The organism is Mycobacterium sp. SM1, assembly GCF_018361265.1.
GTDB lineage: Bacteria > Actinomycetota > Actinomycetes > Mycobacteriales > Mycobacteriaceae > Mycobacterium.
In genome coordinates, this window is sequence record NZ_JAFLNH010000001.1 from 314,927 (window position 1) to 328,406 (window position 13,480).

At 68.4% G+C, this 13,480-nt stretch carries 15 protein-coding genes; 6 read left to right on the forward strand and 9 right to left on the reverse strand.

Annotation, left to right across the window (positions count from 1 at the left end; genetic code table 11):
* Nucleotides 1-15: 15 nt before the first annotated feature.
* Nucleotides 16-1,914, reverse strand: a complete 1,899-nt coding sequence (typA, locus tag MSM1_RS01425; RefSeq protein ID WP_213439856.1) for a translational GTPase TypA — start codon at nt 1,912-1,914, stop codon at nt 16-18.
* Between the two features lie 72 nt (nt 1,915-1,986).
* Complete coding sequence (locus MSM1_RS01430) at nt 1,987-2,388, reverse strand: (deoxy)nucleoside triphosphate pyrophosphohydrolase (protein WP_213439857.1); 402 nt, start codon at nt 2,386-2,388, stop codon at nt 1,987-1,989.
* 27 nt (nt 2,389-2,415) lie between these two features.
* Here MSM1_RS01430 and MSM1_RS01435 point away from each other — a divergent pair, with 27 nt between their 5' ends.
* On the forward strand, nt 2,416-2,700 hold the full coding sequence (locus MSM1_RS01435; RefSeq protein WP_213439858.1) for a 4a-hydroxytetrahydrobiopterin dehydratase: 285 nt from the start codon (nt 2,416-2,418) through the stop codon (nt 2,698-2,700).
* On the opposite strand, the gene MSM1_RS01440 is transcribed toward MSM1_RS01435, so the two are convergent.
* Nucleotides 2,678-3,970, reverse strand: a complete 1,293-nt coding sequence (locus MSM1_RS01440; protein WP_213439859.1) for a mannosyltransferase — start codon at nt 3,968-3,970, stop codon at nt 2,678-2,680. The two genes, MSM1_RS01435 and MSM1_RS01440, sit on opposite strands and share 23 nt — an antisense overlap.
* 192 nt (nt 3,971-4,162) lie before the next feature.
* Between MSM1_RS01440 and MSM1_RS01445 the strand changes: the two genes are divergently transcribed.
* Complete coding sequence (locus tag MSM1_RS01445; protein WP_213439860.1) at nt 4,163-4,825, forward strand: hypothetical protein; 663 nt, start codon at nt 4,163-4,165, stop codon at nt 4,823-4,825.
* Between the two features lie 65 nt (nt 4,826-4,890).
* On the forward strand, nt 4,891-5,907 hold the full coding sequence (locus MSM1_RS01450) for a hypothetical protein (RefSeq protein WP_374101678.1): 1,017 nt from the start codon (nt 4,891-4,893) through the stop codon (nt 5,905-5,907).
* Nucleotides 5,908-5,985: 78 nt separating this feature from the next.
* Here MSM1_RS01450 and MSM1_RS01455 read toward each other — a convergent pair whose 3' ends face one another.
* From MSM1_RS01455 to MSM1_RS01465, 3 genes are all read right to left on the reverse strand, one after another.
* Complete coding sequence (locus MSM1_RS01455) at nt 5,986-6,567, reverse strand: HhH-GPD-type base excision DNA repair protein (RefSeq protein ID WP_213439861.1); 582 nt, start codon at nt 6,565-6,567, stop codon at nt 5,986-5,988.
* A gap of 249 nt (nt 6,568-6,816) precedes the next feature.
* Entirely contained in the window at nt 6,817-7,005 is a 189-nt protein-coding gene (locus tag MSM1_RS01460; protein ID WP_213439862.1) for a DUF5302 domain-containing protein, read from the reverse strand.
* Between the two features lie 66 nt (nt 7,006-7,071).
* The gene (locus MSM1_RS01465; protein ID WP_213439863.1) at nt 7,072-7,515 is read right to left on the reverse strand and encodes a PPOX class F420-dependent oxidoreductase; all 444 of its coding nucleotides are present in this window, start codon (nt 7,513-7,515) and stop codon (nt 7,072-7,074) included.
* Between the two features lie 464 nt (nt 7,516-7,979).
* On the opposite strand from MSM1_RS01465, the gene MSM1_RS01470 reads away from it, so the two are divergent.
* The gene (locus MSM1_RS01470; protein ID WP_213439864.1) at nt 7,980-8,501 is read left to right on the forward strand and encodes a DUF1697 domain-containing protein; all 522 of its coding nucleotides are present in this window, start codon (nt 7,980-7,982) and stop codon (nt 8,499-8,501) included.
* A gap of 86 nt (nt 8,502-8,587) precedes the next feature.
* On the opposite strand, the gene MSM1_RS01475 is transcribed toward MSM1_RS01470, so the two are convergent.
* Nucleotides 8,588-8,953, reverse strand: a complete 366-nt coding sequence (locus MSM1_RS01475; protein ID WP_213439865.1) for a GntR family transcriptional regulator — start codon at nt 8,951-8,953, stop codon at nt 8,588-8,590.
* 36 nt (nt 8,954-8,989) lie between these two features.
* Here MSM1_RS01475 and MSM1_RS01480 point away from each other — a divergent pair, with 36 nt between their 5' ends.
* On the forward strand, nt 8,990-9,703 hold the full coding sequence (locus tag MSM1_RS01480) for an NAD-dependent deacylase (RefSeq protein ID WP_213439866.1): 714 nt from the start codon (nt 8,990-8,992) through the stop codon (nt 9,701-9,703).
* 24 nt (nt 9,704-9,727) lie between these two features.
* On the opposite strand, the gene MSM1_RS01485 is transcribed toward MSM1_RS01480, so the two are convergent.
* Together MSM1_RS01485 and MSM1_RS01490 are read right to left on the reverse strand one after the other, a co-directional pair.
* On the reverse strand, nt 9,728-10,378 hold the full coding sequence (locus tag MSM1_RS01485) for a bifunctional 2-polyprenyl-6-hydroxyphenol methylase/3-demethylubiquinol 3-O-methyltransferase UbiG (RefSeq protein WP_213439867.1): 651 nt from the start codon (nt 10,376-10,378) through the stop codon (nt 9,728-9,730).
* A 132-nt stretch (nt 10,379-10,510) separates the two neighbouring features.
* Nucleotides 10,511-12,793, reverse strand: coding sequence for an MMPL family transporter (locus MSM1_RS01490; protein ID WP_213441268.1), 2,283 nt, complete (start codon nt 12,791-12,793; stop codon nt 10,511-10,513).
* Nucleotides 12,794-13,045: 252 nt separating this feature from the next.
* Between MSM1_RS01490 and MSM1_RS22385 the strand changes: the two genes are divergently transcribed.
* Nucleotides 13,046-13,177 carry a hypothetical protein gene (locus tag MSM1_RS22385; protein WP_282100818.1) on the forward strand — a complete coding sequence of 44 codons (132 nt, stop codon included), beginning with the start codon at nt 13,046-13,048 and terminating at the stop codon, nt 13,175-13,177.
* The last annotated feature ends 303 nt before the right edge of the window (nt 13,178-13,480 follow it).

Consider the following 13,480-nt stretch of genomic DNA (forward strand, 5'->3'; position numbering starts at 1 on the left):
CCGCATGCTGGCGCCTCAACCGCGGGCCTTGGCCCGCGCCCGGCTGCGCGACCTGTCGTCCGCCCGCAGCTGCGCCTTGCGGAGCCGCACCGCCTCGGGGGTCACCTCGACGCATTCGTCGGGCCCACATAGTTCCATGGCGCGTTCCAGATCGAGGCCGAGCGGCTTGGCCAGTGTTTCGATGACGTCCGCTGTCGATGAGCGGATGTTGGTGAGCTTTTTCTCCCGGGTGACGTTGATGTCGAGATCCTCCGGGCGTGGGTTGATCCCGACGACCATGCCCTCGTAGGTTTCCTGGCCGGGTTCGACGAAGAACTGGCCCCGGTCGGCGAGCTGCAGCAGCGCGTACGCCGTGATGGTGCCCGAGCGGTCCGACACCAGCGAGCCGGTGTGCCGACTGCGGATCTCTCCCGCCCACGGCCGGTAGCCGTCGAACAGCGCATGCGCGCTGCCGCTGCCACGGGTTTCGGTGAGAAAGTCGGTGCGCCACCCGATCAGCCCGCGGCTGGGCACCAGGAAATCCATCCGCACCCAGCCGGTGGCGTGGTTGGCCAGCCTCACCATGCGTCCCTTGCGCGCGGCTATCAACTGGGTGACACCGCCGATGTGCTCCTCCGGGCAGTCGACGGTGAGCGCCTCGAATGGCTCATGCAGCTTGCCGTCGATTGTCTTGGTCACCACTTGCGGCTTGCCGACCGCCAGCTCGAATCCTTCCCGGCGCATCTGCTCCACCAGCACGGCCAGCGCCAGCTCACCGCGGCCCTGGACCTCCCAGGCGTCCGGTCGGCCGATGTCTATAACGCGGAGCGAGACGTTGCCAACGAGTTCCGCATCCAGCCGCGCCTTGACCAGCCGCGCGGTGAGCTTGTGGCCGGGCACCTTGCCGGCCAGCGGCGACGTATTGATGCCGAGGGTCACCGAGATCGCCGGCTCATCGACGGTGATGCGCGGCAGCGCGACGGGATTGGCTGGATCGGCCAGCGTGTCGCCGATCATGATCTCGGGGATGCCGGCGACCGCGACGATGTCGCCCGCGCGGGCTTCCTCGGTCGGCGAACGCTCGATTCCCTCGGTGGCCAGCAGCTCGGTGACCTTGGCTTTGGCGATGACCGGCTCACCGTCGACCGCGCGCAGCCACGCCACGTGCTGGCCCTTGCGCAACCGGCCCTGGTAGATGCGGACCAGCGCCAGCCGGCCCAGGAACGCCGATGCGTCGAGGTTAGTGACCAATGCCTGCAGCGGTGCCTCCGGATCGCCCGTCGGTGGCGGAATATGTTGCAGCAGAGCATTAAACAGCGGATCGAGATTGGTGCCGCCGGGAATCTGGCCGTCCGGCGGCGCGGTGGTGCTGGCCACCCCGGCACGACCGGAAGCGTACAGCGTGGGCAGGGTCAGGGTGTGCTCAGCAGCTTGCGTGGCCTCGTCATCGCGATCGTCCTCCCCTTCTAACAGCAAATCCAGCAGCAGGTCGTGGCTGGCCTGCACGACCTCACCGATGCGGGCGTCGGAGCGGTCGGTTTTGTTGACCACAAGAATCACTGGCAAGCGCGCGGCCAGCGCCTTGCGCAGCACGAATCGCGTTTGCGGCAGCGGGCCCTCGGAGGCGTCCACCAGCAGCAGCACCCCATCCACCATCGACAGCCCGCGCTCTACCTCCCCGCCGAAGTCGGCGTGCCCCGGCGTGTCGATCACGTTGATCACCGTCACGGTCCCATCGCCGTGATGGCGGCGCACCGCGGTGTGTTTCGCCAGGATCGTGATGCCCTTTTCCCGCTCCAGGTCGCCGGTGTCGAGCACCCGCTCGGTCGCCTCCCCGCGTTCGCGCAGCGCCCCGGACTGTCGCAGCATGGCATCGACCAGCGTGGTCTTGCCGTGGTCGACGTGCGAAACGATCGCGATGTTGCGGACATCCACGCGGGTGATTCTGGCAGCCCGCGCAGGGTGCCGCGAAAAGCCCCCGCGGACCAGGTCCGGCGAGCGAGGCAGTCACAGGGCGGTCAACGCGCGAGCCAAATCCGCCAACCAGGCGCGGTCGGCCGGCACCCAGTCGATATCGGGCAGCTCGGCCGCCGTCACCCAGCGCAGCGCGCGGTGCTCGCGCGCCGCGGGCCGGCCGCTGACCAGGCCCACTCGATAGGCCCGCAGCGTCGTTGCCGGGTTCAGCGGAATGTCATCGCCCAGGCGTTCGCCGACCGCCACATCGCGCACATCGAGGCCGAGTTCCTCGGCTAATTCGCGAGCCAGGGCGGCGTGCTCGGTTTCACCCGCGCCGACCTTGCCGCCGGGCAGCTCCCAGCGGCCCGCCAGCTCCGGCGGCCGCACGCGCTGCGCCACCAGCACCGTGGAGCCGCAGATGACGGCTCCGGCAACAATGACCTGGATCGGCATGCCCAGTGACGGTATACGGTCTGTTCTATGGCTGTGTTAACGGACGAGCAAGTAGATGCCGCGCTGCCCGAGCTGGCGGGCTGGAAGCGCGTGGAGGGCACCCTGCGTCGCTCGATAAAGTTTCCGTCGTTCCTGGCCGGTATCGATGCGGTACGCCGGGTTGCGGAGCACGCCGAAGCGAAGGATCACCATCCCGATATCGATATCCGTTGGCGGACAGTGACTTTCTCGCTCGTAACGCATTCCGCGGGCGGCATCACCGAGAACGACATAGCGATGGCGCGCGACATCAACGAGATCCTCGGGAACTAGCCCGGCCGACAGCCCCGCCGGGCCGCTCGCCGGTGGTGGCGATCCAGGCCAACGTGGCCAGCGCCGCAACAATGTAGGCCAGCCCGCTCCACGCCAGATACCAGGGCCGCCCGTGCTGCCAGATGGTGGGCTGCGCGAAGCTCAGCAGCCAAGGCACCCCGGTGATCGTCAGCGCGAGCCACCCCCAGCCCAGGGTCCGGGCGCCGCGGCGCCCGGACAGCGGCCCATGCAGCAGCCATATCATCAACGGCACCAGCCACACCCAGTGATGCGTCCAGGAAATCGGCGAGAGCAGCAACCCGAACAACCCGACGACCAGCAGTCTGCCGAGCCGGTCGGGCTCCCCGTGGTCGGCTCCTTGGCCGCTATCAAGCGCACGCCAGGCCAGGACCGCCACCGCCGCGGTGACGGCGATCGCGGCCAAAACCAGCGGGCCATAGCCGGCGTCGCGGCCAAGGATCCGGGAGATGCCGCCGCGCCAGGACTGATTGAACGAGGTTTCGATAGGGCCGACGCGGTGGGCGTCACCCAGGAGCTGGGTGAAGTAGTAGCGGACCTGATCACCGGCGAACACGGCAGACAGCGCGACGCTGGCGAAAAAGACCAGCGCGGAGAACCCCGCCGTTCCCCATCGCCGGACGCCGAGGAAATAAACCCCGGTGATCGCCGGCGTCAACTTCACTCCGGCCGCCAAGCCCATCAACAGGCCCGATAACCACCACCGTGTGCTGTACACCGCCCACAGGCACATCAACACCAGCACCACATTGACCTGGCCGTAGTCGAAGGTCTCGCGCAGTGGCTCGATCCAGATGGTGATCGCGGTCCAAAGCATCGCGGCGCGGTAACCGTGACCGGCGGGTACCCCGAGCAAACGCTGGCTGAGGCGCACCACGCCGTAAAGCGCGGCGATCGTGCCGAGCTGCCACCCAAACCCGATCAGGCCAAACGGCAGGACATGTAGCGGGTAGAAGACGACCGCCGCGAACGGCGGATAGGTGAACGGCAGCGGGAAATCCGGAGTCTTCTCGGCGTAGACGTAGCTGTAAAGGGTGCCGGGATGGTCGATGGCGGCCGCGCCCCCGAGATAGACATGCAGGTCGACGAAGTTCGCGCCGTTGGGCGCCAGATACGTCCAGGCCAGCCGCGCGGCGATGCTGCAAGCCAGTAGCAGCGGCGCGGCAGCGCCCAGCGGGACAGCCTGCCGGCCGGTAGTGGGTGCCGCCGGGGCGGCCGCAGTGGTGCCTATCTGCTCGACTTTAGCGATCACCGACTCGCGACGCTGGTGTTGGCGGCCGACACGTCTGAGGGGCAGTCGGCGGTGCCGCGCAGGCCGGCCGCCCGGTCACCGTGGCCGCTCGTCTGGGTAACGATCGAATTACTGTCACACGTGTCGCTTGAGTCACTTTGGTATCGCGAGAACTATCGCCCCGGGACCTGTCGCCGACAAGCAGGGAGAGTCATGTCACCAATAAGAACCTTATTGCGCACCGCCGCTGTGGTGGCGGGGTCGTCGGCCACGGTGGTGGTGGGCGGCCTGTGGAGTATCGCCCACGCCGACCCCGCGCCACCGGCCCCGGTTCCCAACGTCGGGGAGCAACTGGTCAATACGGCGGCCAACGCGCCGCAGATGCTGCAAAGTCTGGCAACCGCCCTCGGCGCCACCCCGCCGGCGCCGCCTGCGCCACCGCCCTTGGCCAGCGCCGCGATCAGAGTGCCGCAGCCCGCAGCTGGCGCCGTGCCTGGAACGGCCGCCGCGATTCCCGGTGCGACCTCCGCCGTTCCCGGTGCGACCTCCGCGGTGCCGGGCATCACCTCGGCGGTTGCCGGGGGCGCTTCCGGCCTTCCCGGGCTGGCGGCCGTTCCGGGGTCAACGGCCGCCGCACCGGCCGCCGGACCCGCGCAGTTGTTGCCCTCGGCACAAGTCAATCTGCCCGCTATGCCGTTCCTCCCAACGCCGCTGCCGCAGCGGGTGTCGTTCCCGGGCGACTTGGCGGCGTTTGTGCCCGGGATGCCGGCGTCGCCCGGCACCGCTCAGCCGAGCACGGTTGGCGGTCCACCGGTGGGCGCGGCGCCGGCCAGTTCGGCGGGCGCGCTGTTGCTGCCGCTGTCCGGACTGCCCTGACGAGCATGCTGGCCTGCCGACCCCCATCGAGCACCGCGAGCAGCACCGGGCTCCGCGAGAGGAATCTGGGCCCAAGGGGCAACAGGAATCTGGGCAGCGGCTGCGCCCTTGCCGCCATCGCCTCAGCAATCGCGCTGGCGCTATCCCCCGAGGCGGCGGCCGACCCGGTGCCGCCGCAGCCCGTTCCGTCCCAACAGTTACCTGGCCTGCCGGCCATGACCCAATTAGGCCCGATCATCCAGCAGGCCGCCAATAACCCTGGGCAGGCATCGCAGCTGCTCATGGCCGCTGCGTCGGCGTTCACCCATAATCCGACGGCGCCTGACGTCGCCAAAAGCGTCGCGTCATCGGTGAGCCAGTTCGCGCAGGGCCCCGACAGCGGCCCGGCCGCGGTGCCAACCGACCCGGGCCAGCCGATGACGACCGCAACCACCCCGCCCGGAACTGCTCCCGCGGCGCACCTGCCCGCTCCCGGGGCTGAGCCGGGCACATGGGCGCACCTGCCAACGGGCGTCGACCCGGCCCATGCCGCGGGTCCCGCGGCGGTGGCCGCCCCAGCCCCACCAAGCGCCGAGCCCGCGCCGGCCTCACCGGCCAGCCCGGCCGCACCTGCTCCACCCGCCGCTACGCCACCGGGCGCCGCACCCGCGCCCGTGGCCGCCTTCGGCCCGGATGCGCCACCCGTGCAGGACTTCATGTATCCCTCGATCGGCACCGGCTGCCTGGCGGACGGCGGGAATTCGATCGCCACCGCGCTGTCGGTGGCCGGTCCGGCCAAGATCCCCGCGCCCGGTCCGGGACCGGGCCAGACCGCCTATGTGTTCACCGCGCTGGGCACACCGGGGCCCGCGGACGTGCAGAAACTGCCGCTAAACGTCACCTGGGTGAACTTGACCACCGGCAAATCCGGCACCGTCACGCTCAAACCGCGGCCGGACATCAACCCCGACGGGCCGACCACGCTGACCGCGATAGCCGACACCGGTTCGGGCAGCGTCATGTCCACGATCTTCGGGCAGGTCAGCACCAAAGAAAGGCAGTGTCAGTTCATGCCCACCATCGGCTCAACGGTGGTGCCCTGATCGCCCGGCACGGGGTTCTGCCGACCGGCCGCGGTTCGGCGCGCGCGGCGCTCCGCCCGGACCGCTGCGGCGTTCGCGCTACTCGCCGCGCACGCTTTGGCGGGCTGCCTTCATCCGCTTCTTGTAGGACCGCACCCGCTCAAGCGAGCGGGCGTCGACGACATCGGCGACCGACATGTGCGTGCCGGCATCGCCGTATTCCCCGGCCGCCGCCCGCCAGCCGGCCGGTGTGACGCCGTACTGCTTGCCCAGCAACGCCAGGAAGATCCGCGCCTTTTGCTCCCCAAACCCCGGCAACGCCTCAAGCCGGCGCAGCACCTCGTGCCCGTCGGGGTCACCGGCCGTCCACAGCGCGCCCGCGTCTCCGCCGTAACGGTCCACGATGATCTGCGCCAGACTCTGGATCCGCTTTGCCATCGACGCCGGAAAGCGGTGGATGGCAGGGCTTTGCGAGCACAACACGGCAAACTTTTCGGGGTCACAGTCGGCGATCTCGCGGGCCTGGAAGCCGCCCATCCGGTCGGCGATTTTCTTCGGCCCCGCGAAGGCGGTTTCCATCGGCACCTGCTGGTCGAGCAGCATGCCGACGAGCAACGCGAACGGGTTGGAATCCAGCAGCGCGTCCGCGTCCGGGTCTTGGGCAAGCTGCAATTTCGGCACCCACACAGTGTAGAGCGGCTGCGCCGTGTTGAGCGCATCCGCACCCTGCTGCGGGTCCAGCAAGGCCCTGATGGCCTACCGCAGTGGCCTAATAATGCGTTCGCCGTCGCTGAAATCGCCGGGCAGGAGGCGCTTTCCGGGCCGACCGATACCACCCCGCCGGCCGGGGCTCACGCGTGCGCGCACGCTGGTGCCCGCTGCGACGTATGACGGCGTAGGAATGCGATGCCACAGAGATCCGTGGCCCGGTCAACCGCTTTTGCGGCGAAATTCCCGACGGTGCTCGACGGGCCCGTGTGCCCGCGGCTGTTTGCCCCCGCCGTCCTTGTGATCGGATCCGCCCGCCGCTTTCGCCTTTTTGCGGTCAAGGGCCTCACGGAATCTGCGCTTGTTCTCGCCCTCCGACGTAAACTCCGGCGGGGAGTTCGATGCAGCCATAACCGCAGCGTAGCGTGGCCGCTCGCGGGTTGCGCGGGTGCCACGGCCACGCTCGCCGATCCCCGGCTACCGCATGCCCGGAGGCAGACCGTACACGTGCGTGATCGGTAGTGTCAGCAGCACCCGCCGGTCGGTGACCATCGCGCGGCGGTATTCGTCCCAGTCCGGATGCTCACCGGCAATATTGCGGTACAAGGTAATCAGCGCTTCTACCGTGTCATCGTCGGGCGTGGCTGCCGGCGGTGTCAGTTCCGCCGTGCCTTCGGCGACGGCATAAGACCAGCCGTCGTCGGCGCTGACCAAAATCGAGGCCCGCGGATCGCGACGCAGATTGCGCGTCTTGGCCCGCGGCTCGGTTACCGACACCTGGATGGCCAACCTTCGCGGGTCGAAGTAGTACTGCACATTGGATAACTGGGGACGCCCATCGCGCTTGATGGTGGCCAGCACCCCGATGGAGTTCCCGCTGATCACGGCCAACAGCTTGTCGTCGAAAACGTGGCGTCCCATTGGCAGTCAGGGGCGCAGCGCCCGCAATGCAGGCCCGATCCCCCATCCCCCTTTCCATCCGTGCGTGCGGTTTGCCCGCACCCGGCCTACCGATGATCTTCCGCACATGATGACGCGGCCTTCGGGTAGCCGACGGTGCTTCGCAACCGGTGCAAGCGTCGCAAGCGGTGCAGGCCGTGCCCGCTAAACCATTCCTCGGTGCACTGACCGGTCTGCCCGGCATGCGGGTTGCCGCCGCGCGTTGTCACCGTCGGGCGAGTTCCAGCGCCTACCGGGACCAGACTCCCACCCGCTAGCCCGGCCCAACGTGGCGGACGCAACATGCCGAAAAGCCTACGTCGCCGCAAGCCGGGCGAGCCGCGATTTTCGGTCCACCGCTATCCTCGCCTCATGCGGGGCCCCTGGGACCGTGTCGGGCCGCTGCCCGCGGCGCGTGCGTGTATCTCACTGCTGGAGTTCGACCGGTGAACCGGTATGCGGCGTTTTTGCGCGGCGTCAATGCGGGTGGCGTCAACCTCAAGATGGCCGAGGTGTCTACCGCGTTGGCCGACGCCGGATTCGCCAAAGTACGCACCGTCCTCGCCAGTGGCAACGTGCTGCTCGAGTCGGGTTTGCCCGCAGCCACAGTGCGAGCAACGGCCGAGGCCGCGCTCCGCGCGTGGTTCGGCTATGACGCCTGGGTGCTCGTCTATGACATCGACACCGTGCGATCGATCGTCGACGGCTACCCCTTCGAACCCGAACTCGACGGATACCAGTCTTACGTCACCTTGGTAACCGATGCCGCCGTGCTCGACGAGCTGGCCGCGCTGGCCGCCCACGCCGGGCCCGACGAGAAGATCGGCCGCGGTGAGGGCGTCATCTACTGGCAGGTGCCCAAGGGCAGCACCCTGGACAGCGTCATCGGCAAGACGATGGGCAAGCGGCGCTACAAGTCCTCGACCACCACCCGCAACCTGCGCACCCTGGCCACGGTATTGCGGTGAGGCAGGACAACCGGCGAATGCCCCGCGGTCACCGGGATTTCCACGACGACTTGCCAACACCCTCGGACACCGGCCGGTCGAACGCCTCAGCGGTCAAACGCCTCCTCGAGATAGCGCAGCGCCGCTGCCTTACCGAGGCCCAGCGCGCGCGCCGTGTCGCGGTAGGCGCGGGCAGCGGCGGCCATCGCGGCGTCAGCAGGGTCGGTGCGCGCGACGAAAGTGCCGAAACGACCGCGGGTTTCGACGACACCGGCCGCCTCCAGCTCGCGGTAGGCGCGGGCCACGGTGTTGACCGCCAGCCCGAGCCGAGCGGCCAGTTCGCGCACGGTCGGCAGCCGGGCGCCCGGCGGCAACCTGCCGGCGCGGACTCCGTCGATGATCTGACTTCTGAGCTGGTCGAACAGCGGTACCCCCGCGTGCCCGTCGACGCGCACCCACTCGACCAAGTCCACCCGCCCAGTATGTCGCGTAACCGCTATGTTGGTGGCGTGCGAGTTGTAGTGCTGTCGGGTGCGGGGATTTCCGCGGAGAGCGGTGTGCCGACCTTCCGCGACGACAAAAACGGGCTGTGGGCCCGCTTCGACCCTTACGAGCTGGCCAGCATTGACGGCTGGCTCAAGCATCCCGAACGGGTCTGGGGATGGTATCTGTGGCGGCACCACCTGGCGGCCCAGGTCGAACCCAACGAGGGACACCGTGCCATCGCCGCGTGGCAAGACCACGCAGACGTCCGCGTCATCACCCAGAACGTCGATGACCTCCACGAGCGTGCCGGCAGCAATCCGGTCCACCACCTGCACGGTAGTATTTTCGACTTTCGTTGTGCAAGTTGCGATCTGCCATACACCGAGGCGTTGCCCGAGATGGTTGAGCCGGCGATTGAGCTGCAGCCCCCGACCTGTCGCTGTGGTGGCTTGATCCGGCCGGACATCGTGTGGTTCGGCGAGCCGTTGCCCGAGGAGCCGTGGCAGTGCGCGGTGGAGGCGACCGAGACCGCCGACGTGATGATCGTGGTGGGCACTTCCGCTATTGTCTATCCGGCGGCCGGCCTGCCCGAATTGGCGCTCGCACGTGGCACGAGCGTCATCGAGGTCAATCCGGAGTCCACTCCGCTGTCCGCCAGCGCCACGATTACCATTCGTGAGACTGCAAGCCGGGCGCTGCCGGGGTTGCTCCAGCAACTGCCTGCGCTGCTTGCCTAGCCCGGGCTAGCAGGGCTAGCGGGGCTAGCGCGCAACTGGCCTGCGTGCCCGGCCAAGTGCGAACTCCGACACCGGCAGCGGCACCCATGCGGGCAAGACACGCTCCCGCTGCGCCTCGTCTATCTGAAATCCGGCGGCGAGAATCGACCGCTCGGTGTCGCGATGGGTGTGGCAGTTGCCCAGCAGCTTCGGCCAGAACGTCGCGTCGGCGAAACGCTGTAACCGGCCCCGGATTCCGCAGCTGGCAACATGTTCGAAATAGCGCAGCTCCCCGCCCGGCCGAAGCTGCGAAAGCAATTGCCGCAGCACGGCATCGGGGTCGGCGATCGAGCACAGCACTAGTGAGCAGACCACCGCATCAAACGGCTCGGCGGCGGTGAAGGCCTCTGCCGTCTCAGTCATCACACGAATCGGGATGCGAGCTTCGGCGGCAACCTCGCGGGCTCGGTCAGCCAACCGGGGTTCGGGCTCGATGGCGACCACCTGCTGCACGGAGTCGGGGTAGAAGGCGAAGTTCGTGCCGATGCCAGCGCCGACTTCAAGGACTCGGCCGGACAGGCCGGCCAGAGTCTTCCGGCGCAGCGCCCGTACCTCCTCGGTTTCGTGCGCGGCGATCACGGGCCAGATCCGGGCGAAAAACGGGTAGCTGCCCGTTGCTGCGGTAGTTGCTGTCATGCGCACGACCCCTTCGGCTGTTTTTGCCGCCAGCCGGCCTTGCGCCGGCTGGCTGGTCTTGGTATCGAGCGCCCGGCCGCCTCCAAAAACCGCGACGCTCCCGGCATCACCGGGCCGGTGTAGATCACTCGTCTACCGGTATCTGCATCGTGTGGTGTCTGCATCGTAGCGCCCCGGGGCATGAACGCCGAGCCGGCCGGGGCGCCGGGCCGGCAGCCCCCACCGCTCGTGAACCCATGCCAGCGGCTTGGGCGCCCACCAGCTCCACCGGCCCAGCAGGTGCATGAACACGGGAACCAAAACCATCCGCACCAGGCTGGCATCGACCAGCACGGCCAGCGTCAGACCGAGGCCGAACATCCGCATGAATGACACCTGGGCGGCGATCAGCGCGGCGAACGAGATCGACATCACCAGCGCGGCGGCGGTGATCACCCGCCCGGTGCGCGCCACCCCCAGCGCCACGCTCTCGTCGCTGGCTTGGCGGGTGCGCGAGGACGCCAGCCAGTACTCGCGGATCCGCGCGATCAGGAATACCTCGTAGTCCATCGATAACCCGAACGCGATGCAAAACAACAGCACCGGCATGTTGGCTACCAGCGTCCCGCTGGGCGTTGTCCCCAATGCGCCAAGGTGGCCGTCCTGAAAGATCCACACCAACGCGCCGCAGGCCGCCGACAGCGACAGCACGTTGAGCAGCAGCGCCTTCGCCGGCAGCACGACACTGCCGGTGAGCAGGAACAGCAGCACACCGGTGATCACGGCGATCGACCCCAGCACCAGCGGCAACCGTCCCACGACGGCGTTGACGCTGTCGCGGTTGATCTGGGCCAGCCCCGCCATCTGTACCGGTCGGCCGTCGGGCCCGGGCACGTCGTGCAAGTGGGCGAGTTGGGTGTCGGAGGCCGTTGAGAACAGCGGCGCGGTGCTGGCGACGGTCAGGAACGCGCTGCCGCCGGCCAGCCCGGCGGGCCCGGAGGGTGGTCCGACCTGGTGCCCGGCGACGAACGTCCCGGTCGGCGCGCTGACCGCCGACACGCCGGGCACCCGTGACAGCTCGGACGCGTAGCGGTCGAGGTCGGCCGGGCGCAGACCGCGCGCGTCCGGGATGACGACGGGCACCGCCGTTGCCGAGTCGTCGGGAAAGTCGGTGCGCAACTGGTCGCCGACCTGACGTGCCGACGCCGAGCGCGGCAGCACCCGGTCGTCCGGCATCCCCCAGCGCACCCCGAGGAACGGCGCCCCGAGCAGCGCCAGTCCCGTCACCGCGGCCAAACCGACCGGCACCGCCGCGCGGACCACGGCCTTGGTCAAGCGGTACCAGAACAGGCGGTCAACCGGTTTGGGCACCGGGTCCGGCCGGCGCAGCATTCGACGGACGAGCCGGCGCACGTCCAGTGCGTCCAGTCGCGGCCCGAGGAGCACGATCGCAGCCGGCGCCACCGTGACGGCCGCGACGGCGACAACCGCCACGGTGGCCACCCCGGCGTAGGCGAACGATTTCAAGAAGTACATCGGAAACAGCGCCATTACCGCCATGGACAGGGCCACGGTGGTCGCCGAGAAGAGCACCGTGCGCCCGGCGGTGGCCATGGTGCGGATCAGCGCATCGTCTCGGGTGGCGCCGTCGGCCAGCTCGTCCCGGAAGCGGCTGATGATCAGCAGCGTGTAATCGATGGCGAGCGCCAACCCCATCGCGGTGCTCAGGTTGAGCGCGAAAATCGACACCGCGGTGGTGAACGTGATCAGCCGCAACACCGCCATCGCGCCGACGATGGCCAGCCCCCCCAGCGCGATCGGCAGGGCCGCCGCCAGCAACCCCCCGAACACCCACACCAGAACCACGAAGCTCGCTGGAATCGCGATCGACTCCATCAGCAAAAGGTCGCGCTCGTTCTGCTGGTTGATCTGGGCGTAGACCACGGCAACACCACCGGCGCGGACGGTGACACCGTCCCGGTCGTGGACGAGGTCGCTGGCCAGCGTCGTGGCGAATTTCTGTGCGTTGTTTTCGCCCCCCTTGAGGTTGGCCACGATCAACCCCGACTTGCCGTCCTTGCTCACCAGGTCGGCGGCGATCTGGGGCGGGGATGTCCACGCCGAGGACACATTCAAGACCAGCGGCGACCGCTTGAGACGCTCGACGATGGCGGTGCCGGCCCGGTGGGCCTGGTCGCTGCGGACGCCGGCGGGCGCCGTCACCACGATCAGCATTTGCTGATCGCTCTGCCCGAACTTGTCCGTCAAGAGCGTGCTGGCCGCGGCGGACTCCGATCCTGGGTCCTGAAATCCGCCGGCGGACAGGCTCCCTGCGACCGGGATGCCGAAGATCGCGGCGCCCACCAGCACCAGAACGGCTGCCGCGATGATTCGCCGCGGCGCGGCGATGGCCAGCCGAGCACATGCTGCCAGCAGTTTGATGTCCCTTCGCCGGGCCCTCGGCGACGACTCACCGACGGAAAGTCAGCGTCGCCAAGCCATCCTATTGACGGCTCGTCAGCAATTACGGACCGGGCTGCCGCAAGGTTCACTCTCACCACTCGCGCATCGGCTCAACCAGCGTCAGCTCACCCGCCGACCGGCCGACCTTACCCGGCAGTAATATTGCCATCGTTTTCCGAATCGTGACTCAAAGATTTCTTAATAGTTACCCATACTCTCAAGTGCATGTGGATCGACGACACGAGTGCCGACGTCATCAAGGCCGACGTCGACGCTCTCTACCACGGCGACATGCTGGTAGAGGGTGACACCTCAGAGCAGCTTGAGGACTGGCACCCTGTGCCCACCGCGGTCTGATATCCCGGTCGGCCGGGCCGGCGCGCTGAGTTGCCTGCGCGCGACGGGTGAGTCCGGCTTCCCGAACAGTGTCGTCCGGCGTGCAGAATCCTTTATTCTTTTCCGTCTTCCGTTTTCGATCCCTTTTCCTCTGCCTCTGGCTGGTTCGGGCTGATCCCGGCTGTTGCCGGCCTTCCCGCGCCGGCGCTCGGCGCCGCGTATTTGTCGGGCCCTTACCCGACCGCGGCGCTGTGGAGCTGCTTGGCCAGTGACTCCCCGAGGGGTTCGGGCAGATCCAAAAAGCCTATGGTGGTGGCCACGAAT